This is a genomic window from Streptomyces sp. NBC_01241 (genome assembly GCF_041435435.1).
Lineage (GTDB): Bacteria > Actinomycetota > Actinomycetes > Streptomycetales > Streptomycetaceae > Streptomyces.
Map to the genome: position 1 here is coordinate 1,763,827 of NZ_CP108494.1, position 23,779 is coordinate 1,787,605.

Sequence of the window (23,779 nt, forward strand, 5' to 3'; positions counted from 1 at the left end):
GTCGCGGCATTTCCCCACAGGCTCGGGCGGACCGGAATCCCGGAGAGTCCGTTACCCGGCCGGCGCTTCGAGCAGAGCCACCAGCCGTCGCATCCGCGTCCAGCGCCCGACCCCTGTCCCGGAAAAACGACCGCGCTCCCCGAAAGCCCCCCATTGCTTCCCAACGCGCCGTCTCCTTAAGCGTCCTGATGGGCCATCATCGAATTGGGCGGGGAAAAAGCCGGGCACGTGGTGCCCGCACCATACGGAGGAGGCGCGGAGTGCGTAGTCGGGTGCCCGCAACAGACGGGCGGCATCTGGTCGTGGAACATCGCGGGGATCCCCGCGGCAGACCGGTCTTCCTGCTGCACGGAATGCCCGGCAGCAGGCTCGGTCCGGCCCCGCGCGGCATGGTGCTGTACCAGCGCAAGACCCATCTGATCACCTACGACCGGCCGGGCTACGGCGAATCCGACCGGCTGCCGGGCCGATGTGTCGCCGATGCCGTCAAGGACGTGCGGGCCATCGCGGACCACCACGGGCTGGAGCGGTTCGCCGTGGTGGGCCGCTCCGGTGGCGCCCCCCATGCTCTGGCCTGCGCCGCGCTGATGCCCGAGCGGGTCACCCGTACCGCCGCGCTGGTCGGGCTGGCCCCCTGGGGTGCCGACGGCCTCGACTGGTTCGACGGGATGGCCGCCTCCAATGTGCTGGCGTACTCCACCGCGGCGGCCGATCCGGACGGGCTCGCGGAGTCGTTCATCTCACGGTCCGCAGTGATCAGGAAGAACCCGGTCCGGCTCATCGACGATCTGCGCCGGGAGCTGACCGAATCCGACCGGATGGTGGTCAACGACGCGGGGGTCCGCACCATGCTGCTGCGCAACTACCGTGAGGGGCTGCGCACTTCGGCATGGGGATGGATCGACGACGCGATCGCGTTCAGCAATCCGTGGGGGTTCGACCCTGCCGACATCAGGAGTCCGGTGATGCTCTGGCACGGCGAGAAGGATGTGTTCTCGCCGGTGGGCCACTCGCGCTGGCTGGCCGAGCGCATCCCGAACTCCACCGTCGTGGTGGAACCGGCGGCCGCGCACTTCGACGCCCTGCACGCCTTGCCCAGGATCCTCAACTGGCTGCTGGAGCCGGCTGCCGAGTGAGCAGCGGAACCGGGAGTCCGGGAGCGTCCGGCGGCGGCCGGACGCTCCCGCGGCTCATACCGCCGTCGGTTCCAGTTCGCGCTCGAACCGGCGCTCGTCCCGGGCGATCCGGGTCATCGGATGCTCGTCACCGAGCTGCCGGGACAGCTCGGTGACCGTCTCCGCCCTGATACGCAGCGCCTCGTCCTTGCGCCCCATCACGTCGAGCGTGACCGCCATGTTCGACATCATGGCCAGCGTCTCCGGATGGTGCGCCCCGACGACGCGCCTGAGCTGTCCGGCCACCCTCCGTTCGGTCTCCAGCACGATTTCCAGCTCGCCTCGTTCGGCCGTCGCGTTGGCCAGGTTCATGACGCAGAACAGGGTGTTGGGGTGCTCCGGCCCGTACACCTCCCGCATCGACGCGACCACCCGGGTCAGCACCCGCACCGACTCCTCCACCTCGCCGGCCCCCAACTGGTAGACGCCGAGGTTGTTCAGGGCGGCCAGGGTGTACGGGTGCTTCTCCCCCGGCACCTTCATGTACTGGTCGACGACCTCCTGCGCGGTATTCCTGGCCTCGGTGGTCTCGCCCGCCGCGTACAGGTCGGCCGCCATGTTGAGGTCGCAGGCCAGCGACTCCGGGTTGGCGGCGGTGTACTTGGCCCGGTACCTGGCACGGGTGGCCACCGTGAGCCTGCGGGCGTCCTCCAGTCTGCCCGCCCGGCGCAGCGACACCGCCAGGCTCTTCGCCGCGCTCAGCGTGCCGGGGAAGGACCGGCCGAGCGTTGCCTTGTAACTGTCGTACGTGCGGCTGAGGATGCCGACCGCGTCCTCGTACCGCCCGACGTCACGCAGGTCGCGGGCCAGGCTCATGGCCGAGGAGAGACTGTACGGGTGCTCGGCGCCGAGTACCTCGACCCGCTTGTCGAAGACGTCCTGGTCGATCTCCCTGGCTCTGGCGTACTGCCCGATGGACCGCAGGGTGAACGCCAGGTTGTTGGCCGCCGCCAGGGTCCTCGGGTGCGAATCGTGGAAGATCTGGTTGAACCCGTCGGTCGCCTCCGTCGCCAGCTCGATCGCCCTGGTGTACTCACCGAGCGTGCCGAGGTCCGTCGCCAGGCTGCTGGTGCTCATGTACGTGTGCGGATGCTCCGGGCCCAGGACCTCCTGCTGCATCGCCAGGGTGATCTCGTCGAGTTCCCGCGCCTCCACATAACGGCCGCGCGACCGGTAGATGTTGGCGACGTGGAAGCAGAGGTAGAGGTACTGGATGTCCCGCTCCCCCAGCGTCTCCTTCCAGAGGGCGCGCAGCTCCTCGCCGAGCGTGGCGGCGGTCCTGAAGTCACCTCGCTTCCAGAGATAGCGGAGCCGGTCGATCAGCAGCCTGCGGGCCTCGGGCTCCTTGCAGTTGCGGGCGTCGGACGGGCCGAGGTGCGGCCAGATGGTGGCGAACTGCGGCCAGCTCGCGGGGTTGTCGATCGGCTCGTTCTCGTCGTCGGGCCGGGCGCCCGCCAGGATGCGGTGGACGGCGTGCCGCGCGTCCTGCTGCTCCTCCTCGCTGAGCTGTGCCCGGATGACGGCCTGGACGAGCCGGTGCACCTGGATGGAGTTGGAGACCTGGTCGACCTTGGCGAGGGCGAACCGGCCGATCTCCCGGATGACCCGGCCGAGCACCAGCTTCTCCTGGAGCGAGGCGTCGTACGGCTTCAGCGCGTCGATCATCTCCTTGCTGTAGAGGAGATTCCCCGAGATCGGCTCGGGCGCGAAGAAGGCACAGAGCTGGAGCAGCCGCACCGCGGCGGGCGAGCGCTCCTTCAGCCGCTCGATGGAGATGTTCCAGGTCGCGGCGACCGGCTCCGGGTAGCCGGCCGGCTGGTTGAGGGCCAGTACCTCGGGGGCCTGCTGCGCCAGCTGTTCCAGATAGGCGTCGATCGGGGTGGCGGTCTCCGCGATCCAGGCCGCCGCCTGTTCGACGGCGAGCGGCAGGTCACCGACCGCGGTCGCCACCTGGGCGGCTTCCTCCTCGCTCAGCCCCGGGGCCCGGCGCTGCAGGTGTTCGATGGACTCCTCGCGCAGGAAGACGTCGACGGGCAGCGCGTCGCCGTGCTGGGACCAGGCCTGGTTGCGGGAGGTGACCAGGATGTGTCCGGAGCCGCCCTGCGGGAAGTAGCGCCGCAGCCGCTCGGGGTCGTCGGCGTTGTCGAAGACCAGCAGCCAGCGGTCCGAGGGCACACCGCGTCGCAGCAGGTCCACGGCCTCCTGGGACGCGGCCGCCATGTCGTCGCCGCCCTGGGCGCCCAGCCGGACCGCGAGTTCGGCCAGCGCGGCCACCACGTCGTCGGTCTGCTCGGACGATATCCACCAGACCAGGTCGTAGTCGGCCATGAAGCGGTGCACGTACTCCAGCGCGACCTGGGTCTTGCCGACGCCGCCGAGCCCGTACAGGGTCTGCGGCTGCGGCAGCACGACGGCCATGCCGCCACCGAGCTGGTCGCGCATCCGCTCCAGGACCAGGGAACGGCCGGTGAAGCCGGGGTTGCGCGGCGGCGCGTTCCAGATCCTGGGGACGGTGCCGGGGAAGCGCGGTCCGGGCGACACGGCGTCGGTCAGCTGTACGGGCCGGTCCAGGGCGCGCAGCAGCGCCGCGGTGGCGTGCACCTCGTCGAGCCGGAAGAGGTCGACGGGGTTGCGGTCGATGTAGGGAGCGGACAGCCGTACATCACCGACCCTGAGCGGCAGCAGATGGCGCCGGCCGCCGCCGGGGTCCTCCGCCACGGCCCGGTCCCAGAGGTTCACCGCGCGCTGCGACTTGAGGTAGGCGCTGGAAAGCAGCGCCACGGTGCGGGTCGCGTTCTCGGTGGGGGTCCCCGCCGGTTCCTCGGTCTCCCGCTCCGCGGACACGTCGCGCGGTACGACACGGAACCCGGCCCGGGTGAGCACGGATTCGATCCAGTCGGCCCACATCCGGTTCTCGGCCACGTAGTTGAGGAAGAGATCGGCGGGCAGCGCGGGCCTGCGCCGGGTGAACGCGTCACGGATGCGCAGCCGTACCTCTTCGCCGACCGGGGGCATCGAGGTGATCTCCTGGTCGGTGATGACGGAGGTCAGCCGCTCGAAGGCGGAGAGCAGCGAGTTGGTGAGACCGGCCTCGTCGCCGAAGGTGGCGAGGGTCTCCTCGTACGCGTAGTAGGGGCGGTACGGAATCTCCACCGCGCCCCAGTACGCGGTGAGTTCGTCGCCGGACAGGTCGCGCGGCAGCCGGTCGAACTTCAGCCGGGCCAGTGCCCGTCCGGCATCGGCCTTCTCCTTCTCGCCCTCGTCGATGCGCATCGGGACGGGGAAGATGGAGATCGGGCGCCCGGTGTAGCGCTCGGAGATCTGCCGGGCGACGGAGGCGGCGCCGTCGATCGACTGGTCGCTGAGGGTGAAGCAGTCGACGAGGACGTCGGGCAGGTGGACGGTGCAGATGTCGGCGATGTCGCTGAGGCCGGTCCGGCTGTCGATCAGGACGTAGTCGTAGTTGGCCCTCATGTCCTCGCGCAGGGCGTCGAAGAAATGACCGCCGCCGAGCCGGTCGTAGAAGTTGTCCCAGTCGAAGGTGGAGACGGTCGCGGAGTATTCGCGGTTCTGCCGGCCGGCGGAGACGAAGTCGAGGGTCCCGCCGTGCGGGAACTCCCAGCCGAGCGCCTCGGGTGTGAGCGACACGGCGTGCGGCTGGATGCGGGCGTAGTCGCGGTGCCAGTCGTCGGCGCGCTGCACGGGGCTGGTCGCGGCCCACGCGTACTCGGTGATCAGATCGATGACGCCGGTGGTGGCACCGAGGGTCGAGGGGTCCAGGAACGGGTGGAAGAACCGGTGGAGCCCCGGTGCCTCCAGGTCCCAGTCGACGGCCAGTACCCGCTTTCCGTTGGCCGCGAGTATCCAGGCGGTGTTGGCCAGGGCCATGGTGCGCCCGGTGCCGCCTTTGTACGAGTAGAAGGTGACGATGCGCCCGTCACGACTGGCCGTCATCCGTGTCCTCCGCATCCGTCGCAGGGTCGTGTGTCTCGGGGATGTCGTTCGTCTGCGCCATCGGCCCCATCAGACGTGTCCGTTCGGTGTGTACGCCGCCGGCGGCGGGCGGGTAGACCGCCGCATGTCTCAGGTACTGCTGGGCTGCCACTTCGACCACCTGCGGCAGGATCCGCCCGAAGGCGTCCATGCTGGGTACGCCCCTGGCGGCGACGCGGCAGTAGGCCCGCCCCTGACGCATCTTGGCCGGCATGGTCTGTTCGAGTTTCTCGGTCAACTCGGCCTCGGAAGCCCTGCTTTCGGGGTCCTCGCGGTTCCATGGCACGACCATCGTCACCCAGGGGCGGTTCTCGGCGTCGAAGGCGGCAAGCCGCCTGCGCCGCTCCTCGTCCTGCAGGGCCCAGCGGTCGACGAGCAGGATCTCCGGTCTGCTGGGGGGATGTTTGCCCTCCGGGTGCCCGGACTCCTCGTCGAAGGAGGAGACGGTGACCTGGTAGTTGAGGGAGCGCACCAGGTCCTGGGCGACGTAGGCCAGAGGGCGGGCGGCGGCCGGGTGGTAGGGGTTCCAGTCCTGCGGACTGTCGCCGTAGTACTCGGCGTTGCGTCCCTCGGGCAGGTCGTGCCGCGTGGGAGCGGCGATGGTCACCTGCATGGGGCGGGGCCCGCCCACTCCGCTGTCCGGCGGGCCGAAGGCACTGGGGGCCAGCCGGTAGTCGACGGGGCGGCCGGTGCCGAGTCTTATGGTGTCGGCGACCGTGACGATGCGCTTGGCGAGTTCGTACACCGCGCGCTCGTACTCCTCCTCGAAGAGCTTGAGTTTGATCAGCCCGTAGAGCCCGTCACTGACGTAACGGTCGCCGAAATCACGGTGGTTGAACTGTAATCGCTCGGCCGGTCCCGGAAGCTGGGTCGGTGGTACGGGCACCCAGAGCGCCGGGACGATCGCCTCGGCGCTCTGATTGGAGCGGGCCCGGTGGTGGATGGCGCGCTGGGCGAAGGCGTACCACTCCTTGCCGCACATCTCACTGGCGAAGTAGCGCGGCGAGAACAGCGGGACGAACACCCGGCAGGTGGCAAGCGCCTCACCGAGCCGTTCCGACCAGCCCTCGCCGGAGCGTATCTCGCGGTCGATGAACCCCGCGGGCGCGCCCGCGGGGAGATCGGTCAGGGCCATCACATGGCCGCAGAGATCCTGGAAGAGCCGCTCGACCCACATGTCGGGGTCCGTTCCACCGCCGTACCCCGGTGTATGCGCGTAGCTCAAGAAGAAGTACGGCCGATGGTCCGCCGCTCGCTGCTGCGTTGTTGCGTGCACACGACCCCCGTCCTGTGTGAGCACCCGCACCCGAGGAGTGATAGTGAATGCGAGCGAATTCATCATTCCGGAGCGGACGTTGCTCCACCCCCATGGCGTTCGGTCATTCAACGCCTTTTTTCAGTCATACATTCCCAGGTTCCATCGATCATTCCTTGATCGAATCGGGTCTGCGTCTGTTCCTCCCAGTTGTCCTGTGCGTGCGGACAGCCCCGGCCGAACCGGAATGCGATCCTCAGATCTCCTTCCGCATACGATCCAGCAGCCGTTTCCCGCTGATGGTCAGTTCGGCGGCACTTTCCAGAGCATCGAGGGCCTGCGGTACGCCCTCCAGACAGCGCGGGTCGAAAGCCCCCAACGCCATCCGCTCATAGGTGTCGGCCAGCAACCAGGAAAACGGAACTGCTTCTTCCTGCCAGGGCATCCGATGTTCCCAGGAGCCGTCCGCCGCGTAAAGATCCGTGACATCCCGAAGTGCCCGCAATTCGGCCCGCCGGAAACCGCGCAGCAGAGCGATCGCCAGTTCCTCGGAACTGCCGTCCGGGGAAATCCCCAGCGCGCCGTATCCGTGCCGCCCGACGGCGGGCTCCCCCGGGGCCGGGCCGGCCAGCGGGGTGAGGGTGGTGAGACCACCGGCCATCTCCTCCGTACGCCCGGGCGCCTTCGCCTCGATGAGCTTCCATGCCTCGCCGATCCGGACCACCAGGTCGGCTGCGGCCCGGTCGTCGAGCGCGTCCGCGGCGGGCGAGGAGTAGCAGTCGCGGTACGGGTCGAGGTCGTCGAGCACGAGACCGGCCGCCGAACCGGGTGTCGGGATCCGGCGCAACGGCCGCCAGCCGGGACCGGCCGCCTCCGGCCGTACGATGCGGCGTTCGGCCGCGTCGCCGCCTTCCCGCCGGACGCGGAAGCCGTCCTCGGTGGCGCGCAGGAGCGCCGTGCCGTCCTCCCCCGCGTTCGCGATCCGCAACTCGCCGAGGCCGGGGAGGAAGATCCGGCCGCCCGAGAAGGGCACCCGTACGGGCAGGTCCAGGCCGGTCCGTACGACGGCGGCCGCGAGGCAGGCCGACATCCGGCGCGTCACCTGTACGGCCCCGAGCCGCTCGTGGACCAGTTCCATCGCGTCGAGCAGCCAGGTGCGGGTGTACGGGTGCGCCAGCACCTCGTTCAGACCGCGGGCCCCCTCCTCGGACGCCTCGATGGTGGCGGCCAGCTCCCAGGCGGCCGCCCACTGCTCGCCGCCGTGCTGTGCGATGTCGACGTTGAGCAGGGCGAGCAGGGTGCGGGTGAGGTCCTGCTGGGCCGCGACCAGTTCGACGGGCTCGGCCACCGCGGGCGCGACGAGGGCCGCCGCCGTACGCGCCTCGATGCCGCGCACCAGGGCGGCCAGATCGGCGCAGTACACGGACGGGTTGTCGAATGCGTCGGACGGCCCCGTGGAGCGGTACCGGTGGGTGTACAGACCACCTCCGCACGACCGTACGACGGGGCATTGCCGGCAGGTCTCGCTGACGCCGGCCAGCCCGAGCTGGCGGGCCTGTACCCCGGGGTGGGCCGCGACCTCGTCGAAGGCGTGGGTGAAGACATCGAATCCGGTGGCCGCCGCACCTTCGTAGGCGCTCTTGAGCGAGTCGACCTGCTCCAGCTGGCCGTCGGTCTCGACGACGACGAGGTCGGTGGGGGCGAGCCCCAGGGACTCGGTGAGGCTCGGGCCGCCGCTCAGCGTGGACAGCACCGAGGAGAAGAGCCGCACCGGCACCGGACGTCCTCGCTCGTGCCAGTGGTCGAAGACCGCGAGAAGCCAGTCGGCGTAGGCGGTGGGGGATCCGTCCGGGCGGGGCGGCGGGTCGTCCCAGGTGGCGTGCGGGAGCAGGAAGTCGATGAGCGGCGGGTCGAGCTCGGCGAGCGCGTCGAGAACCGCGCGCGGGTCGTTCTCGATGTCGACGGTGCACAGGAGCCCGAGATAGAGATGGCGGTAACGCTCCTGCCGGAGCAGCTCTACGGCCTTGAGGACCAAGGGGTGGCTGCTGCGCCCGTCGGCGTAACGGCGGTGGCGGTCGTTGGCGGCCCGGTCGCCGTCGAGGGAGATGCCGACCCTGACGCCGAATTCGTCGAAGAGGTCGAGATAACGCGGGCTGAGCTGGAGTCCGTTGGTGTGGATACGGAGGTCGAGCTCCGCGATGCCCTCGAAGGCGGAGGTGAGCTCTTCGCAGACGCGCCGCAGCCGGACGGGACCCGCCAGTAGAGGCTCCCCTCCGTGCAGGATCACTGACACGGAGGGCAGTGCATGTGCCTTGGCATGCTCGGCCAAGCGTTGAGCAGTCCGGAAGATGACATCATCAGAGATTGTTTTCGGGCGGATTCGCCAGCTCTGATCTGCATGTTCGTAGACATAGCAATGGTCACAGGCGAGATCACATCTGCTGTGGACCTTGAGAACGACTTCGCGGAAAGGGACCAGGGGTCCTGTCATTCCACCAGTCTAGCCAGCCCGAGGGGGTACTCGGGACATTGATTGAGTGCGCCGGGGCGCGGGTTCAGAGTGCCGAGTTGAACGTCGACGCCTGAGTGCGGTGACCGGTTGACGCGGCGTGCACACGGCCGAGCTTCCGGGCAGCAGCAGCGCCGCGGACATCGATCTCGGCGAGCGGCACACGGATCTTCTTCGCAACGGCGAAGGAGGAGGAGGATTCAGAGGTCTTCACGGTCGTCCTTGAGGGGGTTCGTTCCGATGGAATGGTTCCAGACAGGAATTGCGACAACGGTATCTGCACCATTGCAGTGCCTGGCGGCACGACTTTACTCTCATGGCCTCGGTTCGCAACTGAGGACGCCCACTTGCAACGAGAGCGTCACGTGGGGACGTCCCGAACCGAACGGAAGCATCGATTCCGCCATTGCAGTGACGACATAACCGCAGACGGGGGTGAACATGACGGCGATTCCCGGACCACTCCAGAGCATGGTGTTCAGGAACGCTGATCTGCCGGAGCTCTTCCACCACACGGACGCGATCGCCATCGCGAGCCAGCGGGAGGCTGTGAACACCACCCGCGTCCAGCTGATCCTGCTGGTCACGGGCGCGATACCGGCAGCGGTGCCCTGGCACGCGGAGGTGGCGGGCACGCTTCAACTCGCCGACGTCCTCAGCGTATTGGCCTACGCGGGTGTCCTGATCACGACGTACCTCACCGCCCACCGCAAAGCAAAGTCGCAATGGCAACTCAACCGGTCCGCCGCGGAGTTCATCAAGTCGACGTGCTGGCGCTATTCGGTGCACGGCTCTCCTTTCGACACCCGCGTCCAGCACCCGGAGGCGATGTTCGCGAACCGCCTCGAAGAGGGCCTTCAGGAGCTCCGCAAGGTGGGGTGGGCCGACCCCCGCGACCTGACCGCGGACTCGGGCGGGCTGATCACGGACTCCATGCGCGAGCTGCGGAACAAGGCGTTCACCGTGCGCAAGGAGACGTACGTACGGGACCGGCTGATCGAGCAGCGCAGCTGGTACCGCAGACGCCAGGAGGTGTCCCGGCGGGCCACCCTGGTCTGGTCGACCACCATTGCCGTACTGACGGCGCTCGCCCTGGTGTTCGCGCTGTTGAGGACATTCTCCGTGACCCAGTCCTTCGCCCTGACCGGGGTACTGTCGGCCGCCGCGGCGGCCTGTCTGGCGTGGAGCGAGATGCGCCGCCACCACCCGCTGATTTCGGCACACTCGCTGGTGGAGCAGGATCTGGAGTCGATGCAGGTGGCGATGGAGACCACACTGACGGAGCAGCAGTGGCCGCGAGCGGTCTTCGAGACCGAACGCATCGTCTCCCCGCAGCACACCGACTGGCTTGCCCGCCACCAGATGTGAGGATGCGTCGGATTTCCTGTCGCCGGTGCGCCCGGTGACGTACGAACGGCCGGGCGAACCGGTAGGCGTCAGCGCTCCACGCCCTCGCGCCAGATCACGGTCACCGGGCGGCCCAGGTTGCGGGCATAGGTCACGATGTCGCCCGTGCCGCCGAAGCCCCGGGCCGGCCTTCCGTCCCATACGGCGAGCAGCCGGTCGCAGTGGTCGGCGATGTACGCGCCCGCCGCGTAGTACGCCTCGTCGGTGGAGTGCGGGTAGTCCAGCCGGATCTCCCGGACCGCCCGGTTCTTGAGGGCCTGGTAGCGGGCGAGTTCGGTCGCGTCGGCGAAACTGGATTCATAGTCGCCACTGGGGATGACCACGGTCAGATCCGCGCCGCGGGCCAGAGCCAGATCGGCGAAGAGCTGGTCCGCTCCCACCGCCAGACTGGAGAGGGCCTCCAGGGAGCCTTCGAAGCCGCAGAGCGCTGCCTGTAACCCGGCCAGCACATGGGCATGGGCCTCTTCCGGAATGCTGCGATGGCCGGTCACTCCGATGCGTTTCACGGACCTGGAACCCCCTGATGTGTCTGCGGGGGTCCCCGGAGGGCATCCCTCCGGGAGGCACAGCATCCGCCCCCGTTTGCTCCTGCTTGACCGACCTGCCCCACATTCTCTCAAAAGCCGTGGGGTGAGCGGGAGCCCCCGCCCAGATTTCGGGCGGGGACTCCGTTTCGGCCGACTGCGTGTTCCAGGGCCAAACCGGGGTGTTGGAGCGTCAGTTCAGGGTGACCCCGTACGCGCTGAGTGCCGTAGTGACCGGCTGGAAGTACGTGGTGCCACCGGAGCTGCAGTTGCCACTGCCGCCCGAGGTGAGACCGATCGCCTTCGAGCCGGAGTAGAGCGGACCACCGGAGTCGCCGGGCTCCGCACACACGTTGGTCTTGATCATGCCGTAGACGATGTCGCCGTTGCCGTAGTTGACCGTGGCGTTGAGGCCCGTGACGCTGCCGCTGTGGACGCCGGTGGTGGAACCGCGGCGGGTGACGGACATGCCGACCGTGGCGTTGGCCGCTCCGGTGATGGTGACACTGCCGACGGTGCCCGGGTGGGCGAGCGAGGTGTTGTCGTACCGCACCAGGCCGTAGTCATTGGTCGGGAAGCTGGATCCGACCGTCGGGCCGATCTTGGTCGTGTTCGAGGAGTTGGTGTACCAGGGCGGGTTGCCGTCGGTGCAGTGACCGGCGGTCAGGAAGTAGTAGGTGCTGCCGCTGTGGACGTTGAAGCCGAGGGAGCAGCGCCAGCCGGGGGCGTAGATCGCATCGCCGCCGGAGAGCAGTTTGCTGAGCTTTCCGGCGGTGCGCTCGATCCGCAGCGCGCCGGCGTTGGCTCCGACGGACTGCTTGATCTGCTTGATCTCGGCCTGCGAGACCCTGCTGTCCGCGGTGACCACGAGGGTGTTGGTCGCCGGGTCGATGCTCCAGGCGGTCCCCGCGACATCGGCGCCGAGCACGGCGTCGCTCGCGGCGGAGAGCTGTTTGGCGCTGAACGTGGTGGCGGTGTCGGCCTGGGCCGTGGGGACGGCGAGTGCGGCGACGGCGATCAGGCCTGCGGCGATGGCGACAGCCCTGATGCGTCTTGCGGTGCCGCTGAGGGGGGTGGTGCGCTTGATCCTCACTTTTCATTCCTCCCGAAAGGAATTCGGGGGTCCGCCTGTGGGGTGGTCGGACCCGTGAGGCGCAGTCGTTCGCACGGCGGCATGCCTGCGTTCCGGAATGCCGTGCTCCTGACAAGCGCTGATCGGGAGTATTCAAGGCGTCAACTTGTGGCGCAAGGGGGCCTGCTGGCCTGAACTTGTCGGACTCACGGGGCGGCCCCGGCAGCACATGGGCTGCCGGGGCCGTTGACCGGGGCGAAAGGGCGGTGCGTCAGCCGTCGATACGGTTCCGCTCGCCCGCCTCGACTGCGAGGGGAAGGGTGTTGCCGGGCGGCGGGAAGGCGCAGATGAAGTGGTCCGCGAAGGCGCAGGGCGGCAGCAGAGCCCGGTTGAGGTCGACCGTCACACTGCCGTCCTCGGACGGGGCCGCGGGCCGCAGGAACCGGAAGCGGTAGCGGCTGTTCCCACTGGTGGCATCTGCGAATACCGCCAGCGTGTTCTGCGGGGAGACCTGCTGGATCCGGATCTCAGCCGCCCTCTCCTGGGTACCGGCGTCGGTGTCGCCGAGCACGAAGGTGACCCCGGGCATGATCTTCAGCTCGTCGGGCCCACGACCGTACTTCGCCGGCCGCGCCTTGGCGTCGGCGTAGAAGGTACGGCCCGCCTCCAGGGTGCGCGCCGGCGCAGATCGGTGCGGATCGCGGCGGCCCGCTCGAGGTCGGTGGCCCGATTGCCCGGCGGCGGCGCGAAGGACCCGGTCTGCCGCGTTCCTGACGGACGGACAGTTCTGTCCAGGGCCGGGCCGTCCGCCCGGTGCGAGCACGCCGTGGTTCCGAACGCCCGGTCCACCGACTGCCGCAGTTCGTGCACCAGCAGCACATGGGCCAGCTTGTCGTCGGTGAATTCCGCGTCGCGCAGCGCCGGCCGCACGCCGCGCAGCGCGTCGTCGCACAGCCGCCGGGCCTCGACCCCGCGGTGCGTCGCCACCCGGTGGCGCGCGCGGACTGAGCCTCCGTCAGGACTGAGACGATCAGGCCGTCATAGTTCGTGGCGATCCGGGCGAACTGCCCGTGGTCCGAGCGAAGTGCGAGGCAGAGTCCGCAGAGATGGGCCATCCACTCGGTTCTGAGCCCCTCGGACAACCGATGCGTACAGGGCCTGACGATTCCGAACACGACGATCCCCCGAGAGTCGTTCAGCTGTACGCAGAGCTCGTACGCCCGCACGAACATGCACCGTATCGAGCGTCCCGTTCACCCGTACGTCCTCTACGTCACCCGTACGGACCGGCGCATCATATTTCTTTCTTCCAGGCCCCTGATGCAGGAGGAACCTTGACGAACCGCCACATCTTCTGCACCAGTACCGTCACGAATCCCCTGCGCGCCGACTATCCACTTGGCGCACGATCCGCATCATGGACGACCATAGGGACACGAAAGAGATACGGAACACCACGGAACCGCGGTGAGAGGAGGCGTCCATGGGATCGGTGCGCAAGGCGAGTGCCTGGCTGGGCCTCGTAGAGGACAACGACGAGCGGTACTACGACGACGACGAGTACGCCGGGGGTGCGCAGACCGGGACCGGTCAGGCCTGGGTGACCGACCCCCGGGTGCAGGTGGCCTCCGAGACGGCCGAGGAGACGGGCCGCCGGATCGCCACCGTCACCCCGGACAGCTTCCGGGACGCGCGGGCCATCGGCGAGCTTTTCCGGGACGGCGTCCCGGTGATCGTCAACCTCACGACCATGGACCCCACCGACGCCAAGCGCGTCGTGGACTTCGCCGCAGGGCTGACCTTCGGCCTGCGCGGCTCGATCGAGCGCGTGGCCACCCGGGTCTTCCTGCTGACCCCGGCCGACACCCAGGTGGTCAGCGGCGAAGCCGCCGGCCGGCGGGCCGACGGCTTCTTCAACCAGAGCTGAGCAGGGCGCTCGCCGGACCTGTCTACCGGAACGCGTCGAGACCGGTGAGCGCCTTGCCCAGCACCAGCTGGTGCATCTCCACGGTCCCCTCGTAGGTGAGCACCGACTCCAGATTCGTCGCATGGCGCATCACCGGGTACTCCAGCGAGATCCCGTTGGCGCCGAGGATCGTGCGCGAGGTACGGCAGATCTCGATCGCCTCCCGCACATTGTTGAGCTTTCCGAAACTGACCTGCTCCGGGCGGAGCCTGCCCGCGTCCATCCGACGGCCCAGATGATGGGCGAGCAGGATGCCCTTGTGCAGTTCCACGGCCATGTCCGCGAGCTTGGCCTGGGTGAGCTGGAAGCCACCGATCGGCCTGCCGAACTGCTCCCGGGTCCTCGCATAGTCGAGGGCCGCTTCGAAGCTGGCGCGTGCCGCGCCCATGGCTCCCCAGACGATGCCGTAACGGGCATGGCTGAGACAGCTGAGCGGGCCGCGCAGACCGGTGACCCCGGGGAGTACGGCATCGGCCGGCAGCCGTACCTCGTCGAGGACCAGCTCGCTGGTGACGGAGGCGCGCAGCGACCACTTGTGCTTGATCTCGGGCGCCGAGAAGCCGGGGGTACCGGCCGGCACGACGAAGCCGCGGATTCCGCCGCCCGCGTCGCCCTCGTCGGTCTGCGCCCAGACGACGGCGACGCCGGCGACCGAGCCGTTGGTGATCCACATCTTGCGGCCGGTGAGTACCCAGTCCTCGCCATCGCGCTTGGCGTACGTCCGCATCCCGGCGGGGTCGGAGCCGTGGTCCGGCTCGGTGAGGCCGAAGCAGCCGATGATCTCGCCGGCCGCCATGCCCGGGAGCCACTGCTGCCGCTGCTCCTCGGAGCCGAAGCGGTGGATGGCGTACATGGCGAGCGATCCCTGTACGGAGACGAGGGAGCGGATTCCCGAGTCCGCCGCTTCGAGTTCCAGGCAGGCCAGCCCGTACTGGACGGCGGTGGCGCCCGCACAGCCGTAGCCCTGGAGGGACATGCCGAGGGCGCCGAGCGAGCCGAGCTCACGGGCCAGTTCGCGGATGCCGGGCAGCTCGCCGTTCTCGTACCACTCGGCGATGTGCGGCAGGACCCGGTCGGTGGCCCAGTCGCGGACGGTGTCGCGGATGGCGAGGTCCTCGGCGCTGAGCAGATCGTCGATGCCGATCGGGTCGGCGGGGTCGAAGGGCGGGAGCTTCGAGGACGGAGTGGTGGACATGAGGGTGCCTCCGGCGGCTCGCACGATGCTAAAACTAGCGGTGTTAGTTATGGCGTCGCACCGACGTTACGGCTCAGTGTCCCGCCCGTCCAGAGCCGGTCGCCTCGGCGGGTCGCGGGCGCCGGACGGGTATCGCCGGCGGCCGCTGCGCACAGCCTGCGACGGGCGCCTCCTGCGGACCGTGGATCTCCGGCGCCTCGCTCGCGTCGGCCTCGTGAGGTTCGCGGAGAACCGGCGACAGGCACTCCATCCTCCGCGGCAGCCGCAGCGCGGCGAGCGCCCCGATCAGCAGCAGAGCCGCACTGACCAGCAGCGTGACGTGCAGCCCGATGATGAAGGAATGACGGGCCGTGGAGCGCAGCGCCTCGCCCAGCGGACCGCCCAGCCGGTCCGCCACCTGGTAGGCCTCGCCGAGCGAGTGGGCGGCGGCCGCACCGTCCCCGGCGGGGACGCCCGCTGCGGGAAGTTTCGCGAGTCCGGGGGTGTAGGCGGCGTTCATGACGCTGCCGAGCAGGGCGATCCCCATGCCCGCGCCCAACTGGTACGAGGTCTCCCCTATCGCCGCCGCTCCGCCCGCCCGGTCGGCGGGCGCCTCGCTGAGCATGGATTCGTACGCCCCGAAGAGCGTGGACTGGAGCCCGAAGCCGAGCGCGACGAAGGCCGCGGTCAGCAGACCGGGCCGGTCGTGCTGCCCCATCGCCGTCAGGACCAGCACCGAGGCGGCCGTGAGCACGAAGCCCCAGCCGACCATCCGGCGCGGCCCGATGCGGCGCAGCGTGTACGAGCCGGTGGCGCCCGCGGCCATGGCCGCGAAGGTGAGCGGCAGCAGCCGCAGCCCGGTCTCCAGCGGACTCAGGCCGAGGACGAGCTGGAGGTACTGCACGGCTATCAGTTCCAGCCCGACCAGGGCGAGCATCGCGAGGACGATGCAGCCCACCGCCGTGGAGAACGCGGGCCTGGCGAACATCCCGATGTCGATCAGCGGATGCGTACGGCGCTTCTGGCGGCGTACGAAGGCGATGAGCAGTACGGCCCCGATCAGCAGCGGGCCCAGCGTGGCCGGGCTCAGCAGTCCCTCACCGGTGCCCGCCCGCTTCACCCCGAGGACGACACCGAGCACTCCGGCCGCGGCCATCAGCGCACCGAGCACATCCCACGGGCCGTCGTCGCTGCCGCGCGACTCGGGCAGCAGCAGGCGGCCGACCGGCAGGACCAGGGCCATCAGCGGGACATTGATCAGGAAGACGGAGCCCCACCAGAAGTGCTCGACGAGGAAGCCGCCTATGACGGGTCCGGTGGCGGCGCCGACGGCGGCGACCGCGGTCCAGACACCGATCGCCACGGCCCGCTCGCGCCGGTCGGGGAAGACCTGGCGGAGGATCGACAGCGTCGCGGGCATGATCATCGCGCCGCCGACTCCGAGCAGGGCACGGGCCGCTATCAGTACACCGGGACTGTCGGCCAGCGCGGCCACCCCGGAGGCGACGCCGAAGAGGGCATAGCCGAGCAGCAGGATGCGGCGCCGGCCGACCCGGTCACCCAGGGTGCCGAAGAGGATCAGCAGCGAGGCGCAGACCAGCGGATAGGCGTCCACGATCCAGAGCAGCCCGACGGCGCTGGGCCGCAGGTCCTCGGTGACGGCGGGGACGGCGACGTGGAGCACGGTCGCATCAAGGGCGACGAGCAGCAGGCTGAGGCAGAGAACGACGAGGACGACCCATCGGTTGGCACCGTCGGCGGCTGAGCGCAGCCGGAATCGGGCTGTGGTCGTCCAGGACATGCATGTACCTCCCAAAAGGCCCCTCGCGCTCGGCGGGCCAACCGGGAACGCAGCTGTTCACCGGCTCCCGGGGCCCGGCATCGACGGGCGAGTGATCCGTCAGCGTACGCGAGTTCGGAGCACTCACACGTGGTCCACCTCATACCTCGATGACCCGTGAAGTGTGGCGTACGCCACGCCGGCCGCCGCTCCGAACCCCTCGGACCTGCACGGACGCCCCTCCTCCGTACCCGGCACAGAAGGTACTCGGCGTCATGCCGCGAGCACGCGCCGGGCCCGCACAGAAGGAGGCCGGTGACCGGATGGATACGGTCCGCTTCCGCCTCCCCGGGGCGCCGGAGAAATTCACACCGGCGCCTCCTGCGCTTTTCTGCCCGCGCCCAAACACCCTTCCGAAATAAGTGCGAAATCAATAGCGTGGAGACTCCTGAGCGCGCTTCTTCGGATCAGGAATTAAGGGCCGACTGAGACATAGTCCACATCACATCGTCATCACAAAGAGACCGGATCGACCGGTTCACTCACTAACTCGCTGTAACGTCGATTGGGTGCGTACCGACATCTTTGCCCGCCTGGACCGGGAGCCGGAGCCGCCGAAGATAGAGCCGCCGCGGATGAGCCGTCACCGCATCGCTCTCTTCTGCGGGGCGTTGGCGTTCTATCTCGCCATCGTCGTTGCCGTGCTGGTCTCTTCCCGGCTGGTGGCCCTGGACTGGAAGGTCATGCTCTTCCGGCCGTATCAACAGTGGCCGGAAATCCACGCCTTCCTCGACTACTACATCGTGCTGGGCCAGCGCGGCCCCACCGCCACCATGGTCGCCTGCTGGCTCGGCTGGCGCTCCTGGCGGCAGCACACGATGCGGCCCCTGCTGACGCTCGGTGCCTCGCTGCTGCTGCTCAATGTGACGGTCGGCGCGGTCAAGATCGGCCTGGGCCGGCTCGGCCCGCACTACGCGACTCAGATCGGCTCGGCGGAGCTCTTCGCCGGCGGCGATATATTTCCCTCGGGCCACACCGCCAACGCCGTCGTGACCTGGGGAATCCTCGCCTATCTGGCGACCACCCCGAGGGCCAGGCGCTATCTGTCGGCCGCCTCGGCGATCGTCTCGCTCGGCGTCGGGCTCACCACCGTCTACCTCGGTACGCACTGGCTCAGCGATGTACTGCTCGGCTGGACCGCGGGGCTGCTGATCCTGCTGAGTCTGCCCTGGGTCGAGCCGCTGATCACCCGGGCCGAGGCCTGGATCTTCGCCCAGCGCGAAGCTCTGCGGGGACGCGGCCGTCCCGTTCCTTCCGTGCCCGTCGCGGCCTGCGGACCCCGGACCGTGGTGCTCCCGCAGCCGGTCGGCGCCACGGCGGAGACCCCGGTACTGGAGCCGGTCGCCGCCGGAGGACACCCGGCGACCACCACAGGCACGGTCGCGGGTGCCCGCTCGCGGGCGCACCCGGCGGCCCCGTCCCATCTGGTGCGCTCGGAACGGACCCCTGTCACCCCGGCCGGCAGCCGCCGCCCGCCGCACGCGGACCGTACGCCACGCGGCGGCACGGCCCCGGCCCGCCCGATGTCCGGCGGCTGAACGCCCCGGAAGCCTTGGGGCGGCCGGTACGCACAACCACCACCCCGCACCGCGAAGGCCCCGACTCCGGTCGGGGCCTTCGCGCATGCCGGGTCCGGGCCGCGCGAAGCCTCAGCCCACCCAGCACCGGGTGACAACGGCATCGTCGACCTCGAAGTTGATCCGTCCGGCCTGGAACTCCATGGTGATGATCGCGCCGGGCGGCAGGGACCTGACGCTGGTCCAGCCCTGCCTGCGGGCGCGCTGTTCGGCCGCGTCGACGGCGAGGCCTACGTACGCACCGGGCGTGTCGTCGGGCTGGGCGGGAGGGGTCGGTAGGTGTGCCATGCCTCTCACCGTAGGCGGCCGCGGACCGCGGCGGAAGCCGGGGCGCCGGCCGCCGCACTGCATCCCCGCCTCCCCTGCCGGTCACACTTGTGTCACAGGATCACGACACGCCTGCCACGCGCATCACGCCACCCCGACATGCGGTCCGCCACCCGACACACAGTAATCACACAAGCCAGGAAACGATCGTACGGAAGACCCGAAAACAAAGCAGAATACCCGCTTCCGAGCGGGTGGAATTCTTTCGCCGAATAACCCACGTAAATGAGCATGCCACCGGGAATTCACGCTTCCTTATGGCAGCCTTATCTTCTCGTCACAAAATCCACACCACAGGCCGGGGATGCCCCCACAGCCGCTCACTGCCGCCCATATAACGGACAACTCGAACCTCCGCGATGCGTCTGCGAACCGTCCCGACCGCCCCTCGGTCATGCACCGGTCCACGCATCGGTCCCCGCGTCAGGACGGCTGTGGTGGCAGCGTTCGGTCCAGGGCCCGGGAGAGCCGGTCCCTGGCCACCCTGATCGCGTCCTTGAGCTCCGGCGGTTCCACGACCTCGAAGTCGATTCCCAGCAGCATGACGTGGATGACCAGCACATCGAGACCGGCGGCCCCTGTGCGCAGCAGACAGCTGTCGGCGCCGTCCGCCTCCAGCACCCCGGAGGTCGGCGAGATCCGCTCGGCCGCGTGCTCGATCCCGGTCTTCAGCCGGATCACCGCGCGGCTCGCGTACACGGTGGTGGAGATCCCCTTCGAGACGTAGGCGGCCAGATCCTCGGCCGGTGCGGCGCGGGGGACGAATCGGGGGCCGTGCGGCGGCGTGGGGGTGATCCGGTCCGCGCGGAACGTCCGCCAGTCCGCACGGTCCAGGTCCCAGGCGACGAGATACCAGCGGCGCTCGGTACACACCAGCCGGTGCGGTTCGACGGTCCGGCGCGATGCGGAACCGGAGTGGTCCCGGTACGCGAAGCGCAGCCGCTCGCTGTCCCGGCAGGCTCCGGCCAGTTCGGTGAGGACCCCCGGATCGGCGGTGGACGCGCCGGGGCCGCGGAGCAGCGGCACGGTAAAGGTGTTCAGCGCACTCACCCGGCGCCGGAGCCGGTCCGGCAGCACCTGTTCGAGCTTGGCCAGGGCGCGTACGGACGTCTCGCCGATGCCCTCGACGCCGTTGCCCGCCGCGGTGCGCAGCCCCACGGCGACGGCGACGGCCTCCTCGTCGTCGAGGAGCAGCGGCGGCAGCTGGGCACCGGCACCGAGCTGGTATCCGCCGCCGGTGCCGGGGCCGGCATGGACCGGGTAGCCGAGTTCGCGCAGCTTGGCGACGTCACGCCGGACGGTCCGCGGGGTGACGCCGAGCCGTTCGGCGAGATCGGCGCCCGCCCAGTCCCGGTGCGCCTGGAGCAGTGAGAGCAGGCGCAGCAGCCGTGCCGAGGTCTCCAACATGGGGGCGAGTCTGCCAAAGGTTGCGGACAGCCTCGGTCCGCAACCGACCGCCGACGGCCTACCGGGCCTGTGCCGGGTCCGGTTCGATCCGTACGCACAGGTCGTTGTCGCCCGAGTAGCAGGGAGTCGCGCGGACGCCCTCTCCGGCGCTGCGGCCGGGATAGACAAAGCTGTTCCTGCGGTCCCAGACATCGTCGAGGATGCGCGAGATCCGTACATCGCCGGCCGGCCTGCCGGCCGCCTGCTTCCCGTCGGTCCGAGTCCGCTCGGAGGGCTCCTGGGCGCCGGCCGTCCCTGGCACGAGCCAGAGCGTCCACAGCTGCTGCCCGGTGACCGGACCGGTGCCCAGCCGGTCGAGGGGAAGCGTGAAGGAGAACGTCCCCTCCTTCCCGGTGACCGGCACCCGGCAGGTCCGGTCGGGAGCACCCGTCAGTCGCGCCTCGACGCGGGCGTCGTCGCCGAGGGCGGTCCCGTACAGCGCGCCCTCCACGGTTATCGCGTCCCCGTCGAAGGTGACCGGCCCGGCCTCGGCGTGCGGTGAGCGGATCCAGCAACGCACCGCGAGCCGGCCGTCGGCGGTCGGGTACGGGATACGGACCGCGATCCGCCCGGTGTCGGGTGTGCGGTCCATCAGGAGCCGGATGTCCCGGATCCCGGGCCGCACGGCCACCGCCCCGTCGTCGTCGGTGCCCGGCGCACGCACATGGACGTCCCAGCGGCCCTCGGCGGGCTCCACGGTGCTCGCCAGCACCGCTCGCAGCCGTCCCTCGCCGAGCGGGGTCAGGGGCAGTCGTACGGAGGTGCCGTCGCCGCCCTTGTCCTTGGCGCCGCGCAGCCGGAGCAGCAGTTCGGGCGCCTCCCCGTCCTCGTACCTTTCGGGCCTCTCGGGCCTTTCGGGGCCGGGGCCGAGATGCAGGTCGAAGACGATCCCGCCGTCGGCGTCCGCGGTGCAGTCGGCTTGCGGTGCCGGGTGCTCTGTGGAGACGGTCATGCGGGGTTCCCCTTGCGAATGACATCGGCGGCCTTGTGGCGCAGGGCGTACGCCCCGTCCAGCACGGTGCCGCGGGCGCGGTGCAGTGTGGTGCGCAGAGCGCCGTGCGCGCGGTCGCGCGGGGTTCGGGAGGCGAGTTCGGCGAAGAGCCGTTCGTGGCGTTCGGCGATCCGCGACGGGTCGAACCGCTCTGCCGCGGCCCGCGCGGCGCGCCCCGAGCGGCGCCGTGCTTCGTCGTCGTCGATCAGACCGAGCAGGGCACCCGTCACCGCCGCCGCGTCACCGACCGGCACCAGGCGTCCGTCGGTGCCGTCCTCGATGATCTCGCGGGGTCCGTGCGGGCAGTCGGTGGCGACGACCGGCAGTCCGCAGCGCATCGCCTCGACGATGGTCATGCCGAAGGACTCGCGGTCCGAGGTGACCGCGGCGATCGCGCCCTTCGGCCACTCGGCTTCCAGCGGGTTGACCGGCCCCATCAGGAACACGTGGTTGTGCAGGCCGAGTTCACCGATGAGCGCGAGCAGCGCCAGGCGCTCGTTCCCCGTCGCGTCGCCGCCGCCGTAGATGCGCAGCCGCCAGTCCGGTCGGGCGGCGACCACACCGGCGAACGCCCGGACGAGGAGGTCGTACCGCTTGACCTTGTGCAGCCGTCCTGCGGCGATCACCCATTTACCGGTGCCGTCGGCGGGCGCGATCGCGGGCGCGGGCACGCCGTTGGGGATGGACTCGATCCGTACGCCGGGCAGCTTGAACCCGCTCCGGTAGGCGCGGGCGTCGGCCTCGGTAACGGTGGTGAGTGCGTCGAGCAGGGCGTAGCGGTGCCCGATCTCGCGGCGCAGCCGGTAACTGTGGCTGTCGAGGGTGAGGTGCTCCTGCCCGATCAGGACCGGGCCGCGCCGGGTCTGCCTGCTGATCTGCACATTGAGCCCGGGCCGGGTTCCGACCACCACATCCGCGTCCATGGAGCGCAGATGGTCCGCCACCCGTGCGTCGGTCAGCCTGCTGTACTGCCGGTACCTGCTGTCGCCGCGTGGGAACACGGTTGCGGGGCGGGCGTGTTCGGCCGCGTCGCCGTCGTACGCCGGACTCTTCTTCCGCAGGTCGACGAGGTGGTTCAGGCGCACGCCCGCAGGGGGTCCCAGCGCGGGGACGTCCCGGTGCCGGAAGACGGACACGATCTCGATGTCATGGTGCTCGGCCAGGGCCCCGGCGAGATTGAACGTCGTACGGATGGTGCCCCCGACTCCGTAGGCGTTGTGGAGCAGGAACGAAATATGCATGAATCGCCACGTCTCCCGGTTCGGCTGGTCGGCTGGTCGGCTGGTCGGCTGGTCGGCTGGTCGGCTGGTCGGCTGGTCGGCTGGTCGGCTGGTCGGCTGGTCGGCTGGTCGGCTGGTCGGCTGCGAACGACACGTGCCATGACGACGGAGTGGCCGGTGTGCGGTTCACTCCGGGACCAGCCGGATTCAGCCACTTTCACTTTCACCTGTTTTCCCGCTTTGTCGACGTATCAGCGAACCGGCCCACAGTCGAGTCGACCACATCACCGCGCGGAAAACGCGGAAAATCTGGATGAACAGGTCGCAAGCGGCCCTTCCGATCCCGGGATTCACCCTCTGCTCCGGTTGGTTCGATTACGTTCCCTTTCTCGCGTGACCCCGGCCACGGATCGCCCGTTGTCTTCTTCATGAGCCGGGAACCGCCCGGCGCACGCACCGAGTTCGAGGAGCCAACCGTGCCGCGCATGCTCGACGTCAGCGAGGACGTACGCGCCGAGATCGGCGATGCCGAAGCCGACCGGCTGCTCGTCGGCGACAACACCCCAGGCAGTTACGACTGCACCTCCTGCCGCACCCCCGGCGACTCCGAACAGGAACGCACCAGCACGGTTCTCTTCGTCGGTGACGAGACCGCCGTCCTCGCCTTCGCGCACGCGACCTGCATCCCCTCGCAGGTCGTCCAGGTCGCCGAGGATCAGCTTCAGGGCGCGGTACGCAGCATCACCGGCGGCGACGCGGAGCACCGGGAGTACCCGGAGGACCCCGGCACCGAACAGGCCGTCCTCGGGATCACCAGCGGCCTCGTCCTGATCGACGACGAGGTCCACCCGGCCCTCGTCGTCGAGCCGACCGGCCCGATCGCCCGTCCGGGCACCGATGGCAGCCGGGGGGACGAATTCCTCCAGCTGCTGCTGGAGCAGGGCTTCCAGCCGGTCCATCGGATGGACCGGCTGCCCACGGTGCTGCACGGCTGGTCGATCCTGCTCGCGATGGGCCAGCTGCACGCCGTGCTCCAGCCGGGCACCGATGGCGGCGCGCCGGTCGCCTGGTGGCAGGCACATGCGCCGCTCCAGGTCACCGAGGGCTGGCGGACCACGGCCAACAAGTCGCAGACCGTGCTCGTCTTCGCCGCCCCGGCGGGGGTGATCGGCCAGCAGCCCCGCGAGGACCTGCTGCGCGACGCGCTGGACAAGGCCGCCGCCGGCGGGCTCCTGGTCGCCGCCGCGATGCCGCTGGCCGGGACCTGACCGTGGCCGTCGGCACCTCGCACCTGCGGCGAACA

At 69.7% G+C, this 23,779-nt stretch carries 17 protein-coding genes and 2 pseudogenes; 5 read left to right on the plus strand and 14 right to left on the minus strand.

Annotated features, from left to right (window positions below; all coding sequences use genetic code 11):
* Nucleotides 1–260 precede the first annotated feature (260 nt).
* Nucleotides 261–1,136 carry an alpha/beta fold hydrolase gene (locus OG306_RS07545; RefSeq protein ID WP_371665199.1) on the plus strand — a complete coding sequence of 292 codons (876 nt, stop codon included), beginning with the start codon at nt 261–263 and terminating at the stop codon, nt 1,134–1,136.
* Between the two features lie 54 nt (nt 1,137–1,190).
* Here OG306_RS07545 and fxsT read toward each other — a convergent pair whose 3' ends face one another.
* From fxsT to fxsA, 4 genes are all read right to left on the minus strand, one after another.
* Entirely contained in the window at nt 1,191–5,129 is a 3,939-nt protein-coding gene (gene fxsT, locus OG306_RS07550; RefSeq protein WP_266745327.1) for an FxSxx-COOH system tetratricopeptide repeat protein, read from the minus strand.
* Nucleotides 5,113–6,444, minus strand: a complete 1,332-nt coding sequence (gene fsxC / locus OG306_RS07555; protein WP_266745328.1) for an FxsC protein — start codon at nt 6,442–6,444, stop codon at nt 5,113–5,115. Before fsxC ends, fxsT begins: the two co-directional genes overlap by 17 nt.
* Nucleotides 6,445–6,679: 235 nt before the next feature.
* Nucleotides 6,680–8,914: a radical SAM/SPASM protein FxsBH, inactivated beta-hydroxylase extension form gene (gene fxsBH / locus OG306_RS07560; protein WP_327259413.1), complete on the minus strand. Its 2,235-nt coding sequence runs from the start codon at nt 8,912–8,914 to the stop codon at nt 6,680–6,682.
* 64 nt (nt 8,915–8,978) lie between these two features.
* A complete protein-coding gene (fxsA, locus tag OG306_RS07565) occupies nt 8,979–9,146 on the minus strand; it encodes an FxSxx-COOH cyclophane-containing RiPP peptide (protein ID WP_266745330.1) in 168 nt (55 codons plus the stop codon).
* Nucleotides 9,147–9,403: 257 nt separating this feature from the next.
* Between fxsA and OG306_RS07570 the strand changes: the two genes are divergently transcribed.
* Nucleotides 9,404–10,300, plus strand: coding sequence for a DUF4231 domain-containing protein (locus tag OG306_RS07570; protein ID WP_371665200.1), 897 nt, complete (start codon nt 9,404–9,406; stop codon nt 10,298–10,300).
* A gap of 68 nt (nt 10,301–10,368) precedes the next feature.
* Here OG306_RS07570 and OG306_RS07575 read toward each other — a convergent pair whose 3' ends face one another.
* The 4 genes and pseudogenes from OG306_RS07575 to OG306_RS07590 all read right to left on the minus strand — a co-directional run.
* Nucleotides 10,369–10,845 carry a hypothetical protein gene (locus OG306_RS07575; RefSeq protein ID WP_266745332.1) on the minus strand — a complete coding sequence of 159 codons (477 nt, stop codon included), beginning with the start codon at nt 10,843–10,845 and terminating at the stop codon, nt 10,369–10,371.
* Nucleotides 10,846–11,056: 211 nt separating this feature from the next.
* Complete coding sequence (locus OG306_RS07580) at nt 11,057–11,956, minus strand: S1 family peptidase (RefSeq protein WP_266745333.1); 900 nt, start codon at nt 11,954–11,956, stop codon at nt 11,057–11,059.
* 250 nt (nt 11,957–12,206) lie between these two features.
* Nucleotides 12,207–12,503 (minus strand): annotated as a pseudogene (locus OG306_RS07585) (DUF1684 domain-containing protein); the annotation flags it as partial.
* A 38-nt stretch (nt 12,504–12,541) separates the two neighbouring features.
* Nucleotides 12,542–13,050, minus strand: a pseudogene (locus tag OG306_RS07590) (hypothetical protein); the annotation flags it as partial.
* Nucleotides 13,051–13,418: 368 nt separating this feature from the next.
* On the opposite strand from OG306_RS07590, the gene OG306_RS07595 reads away from it, so the two are divergent.
* Nucleotides 13,419–13,862 carry a cell division protein SepF gene (locus OG306_RS07595; RefSeq protein ID WP_266745335.1) on the plus strand — a complete coding sequence of 148 codons (444 nt, stop codon included), beginning with the start codon at nt 13,419–13,421 and terminating at the stop codon, nt 13,860–13,862.
* A gap of 22 nt (nt 13,863–13,884) precedes the next feature.
* Here the strand turns inward: OG306_RS07595 and OG306_RS07600 are convergent, their stop codons facing one another.
* Together OG306_RS07600 and OG306_RS07605 are read right to left on the minus strand one after the other, a co-directional pair.
* Nucleotides 13,885–15,096, minus strand: coding sequence for an acyl-CoA dehydrogenase family protein (locus OG306_RS07600; protein WP_266745336.1), 1,212 nt, complete (start codon nt 15,094–15,096; stop codon nt 13,885–13,887).
* 73 nt (nt 15,097–15,169) lie between these two features.
* Nucleotides 15,170–16,876 carry an MFS transporter gene (locus OG306_RS07605; RefSeq protein WP_266745337.1) on the minus strand — a complete coding sequence of 569 codons (1,707 nt, stop codon included), beginning with the start codon at nt 16,874–16,876 and terminating at the stop codon, nt 15,170–15,172.
* 548 nt (nt 16,877–17,424) lie between these two features.
* Between OG306_RS07605 and OG306_RS07610 the strand changes: the two genes are divergently transcribed.
* A complete protein-coding gene (locus OG306_RS07610; RefSeq protein ID WP_266745338.1) occupies nt 17,425–18,453 on the plus strand; it encodes a phosphatase PAP2 family protein in 1,029 nt (342 codons plus the stop codon).
* Nucleotides 18,454–18,564: 111 nt separating this feature from the next.
* On the opposite strand, the gene OG306_RS07615 is transcribed toward OG306_RS07610, so the two are convergent.
* From OG306_RS07615 to OG306_RS07630, 4 genes are all read right to left on the minus strand, one after another.
* Nucleotides 18,565–18,780 carry an I78 family peptidase inhibitor gene (locus tag OG306_RS07615; RefSeq protein WP_266745339.1) on the minus strand — a complete coding sequence of 72 codons (216 nt, stop codon included), beginning with the start codon at nt 18,778–18,780 and terminating at the stop codon, nt 18,565–18,567.
* Nucleotides 18,781–19,242: 462 nt separating this feature from the next.
* Nucleotides 19,243–20,226 carry a helix-turn-helix transcriptional regulator gene (locus OG306_RS07620; RefSeq protein ID WP_266745340.1) on the minus strand — a complete coding sequence of 328 codons (984 nt, stop codon included), beginning with the start codon at nt 20,224–20,226 and terminating at the stop codon, nt 19,243–19,245.
* Nucleotides 20,227–20,284: 58 nt separating this feature from the next.
* On the minus strand, nt 20,285–21,217 hold the full coding sequence (locus OG306_RS07625) for a transferase (protein ID WP_266745341.1): 933 nt from the start codon (nt 21,215–21,217) through the stop codon (nt 20,285–20,287).
* Nucleotides 21,214–22,497, minus strand: a complete 1,284-nt coding sequence (locus tag OG306_RS07630; RefSeq protein WP_266745342.1) for a glycosyltransferase — start codon at nt 22,495–22,497, stop codon at nt 21,214–21,216. The genes OG306_RS07625 and OG306_RS07630 overlap by 4 nt, the downstream gene beginning before the upstream one ends.
* 455 nt (nt 22,498–22,952) lie before the next feature.
* On the opposite strand from OG306_RS07630, the gene OG306_RS07640 reads away from it, so the two are divergent.
* Nucleotides 22,953–23,744, plus strand: a complete 792-nt coding sequence (locus OG306_RS07640) for a hypothetical protein (RefSeq protein ID WP_266752109.1) — start codon at nt 22,953–22,955, stop codon at nt 23,742–23,744.
* Nucleotides 23,745–23,779 lie beyond the last annotated feature (35 nt).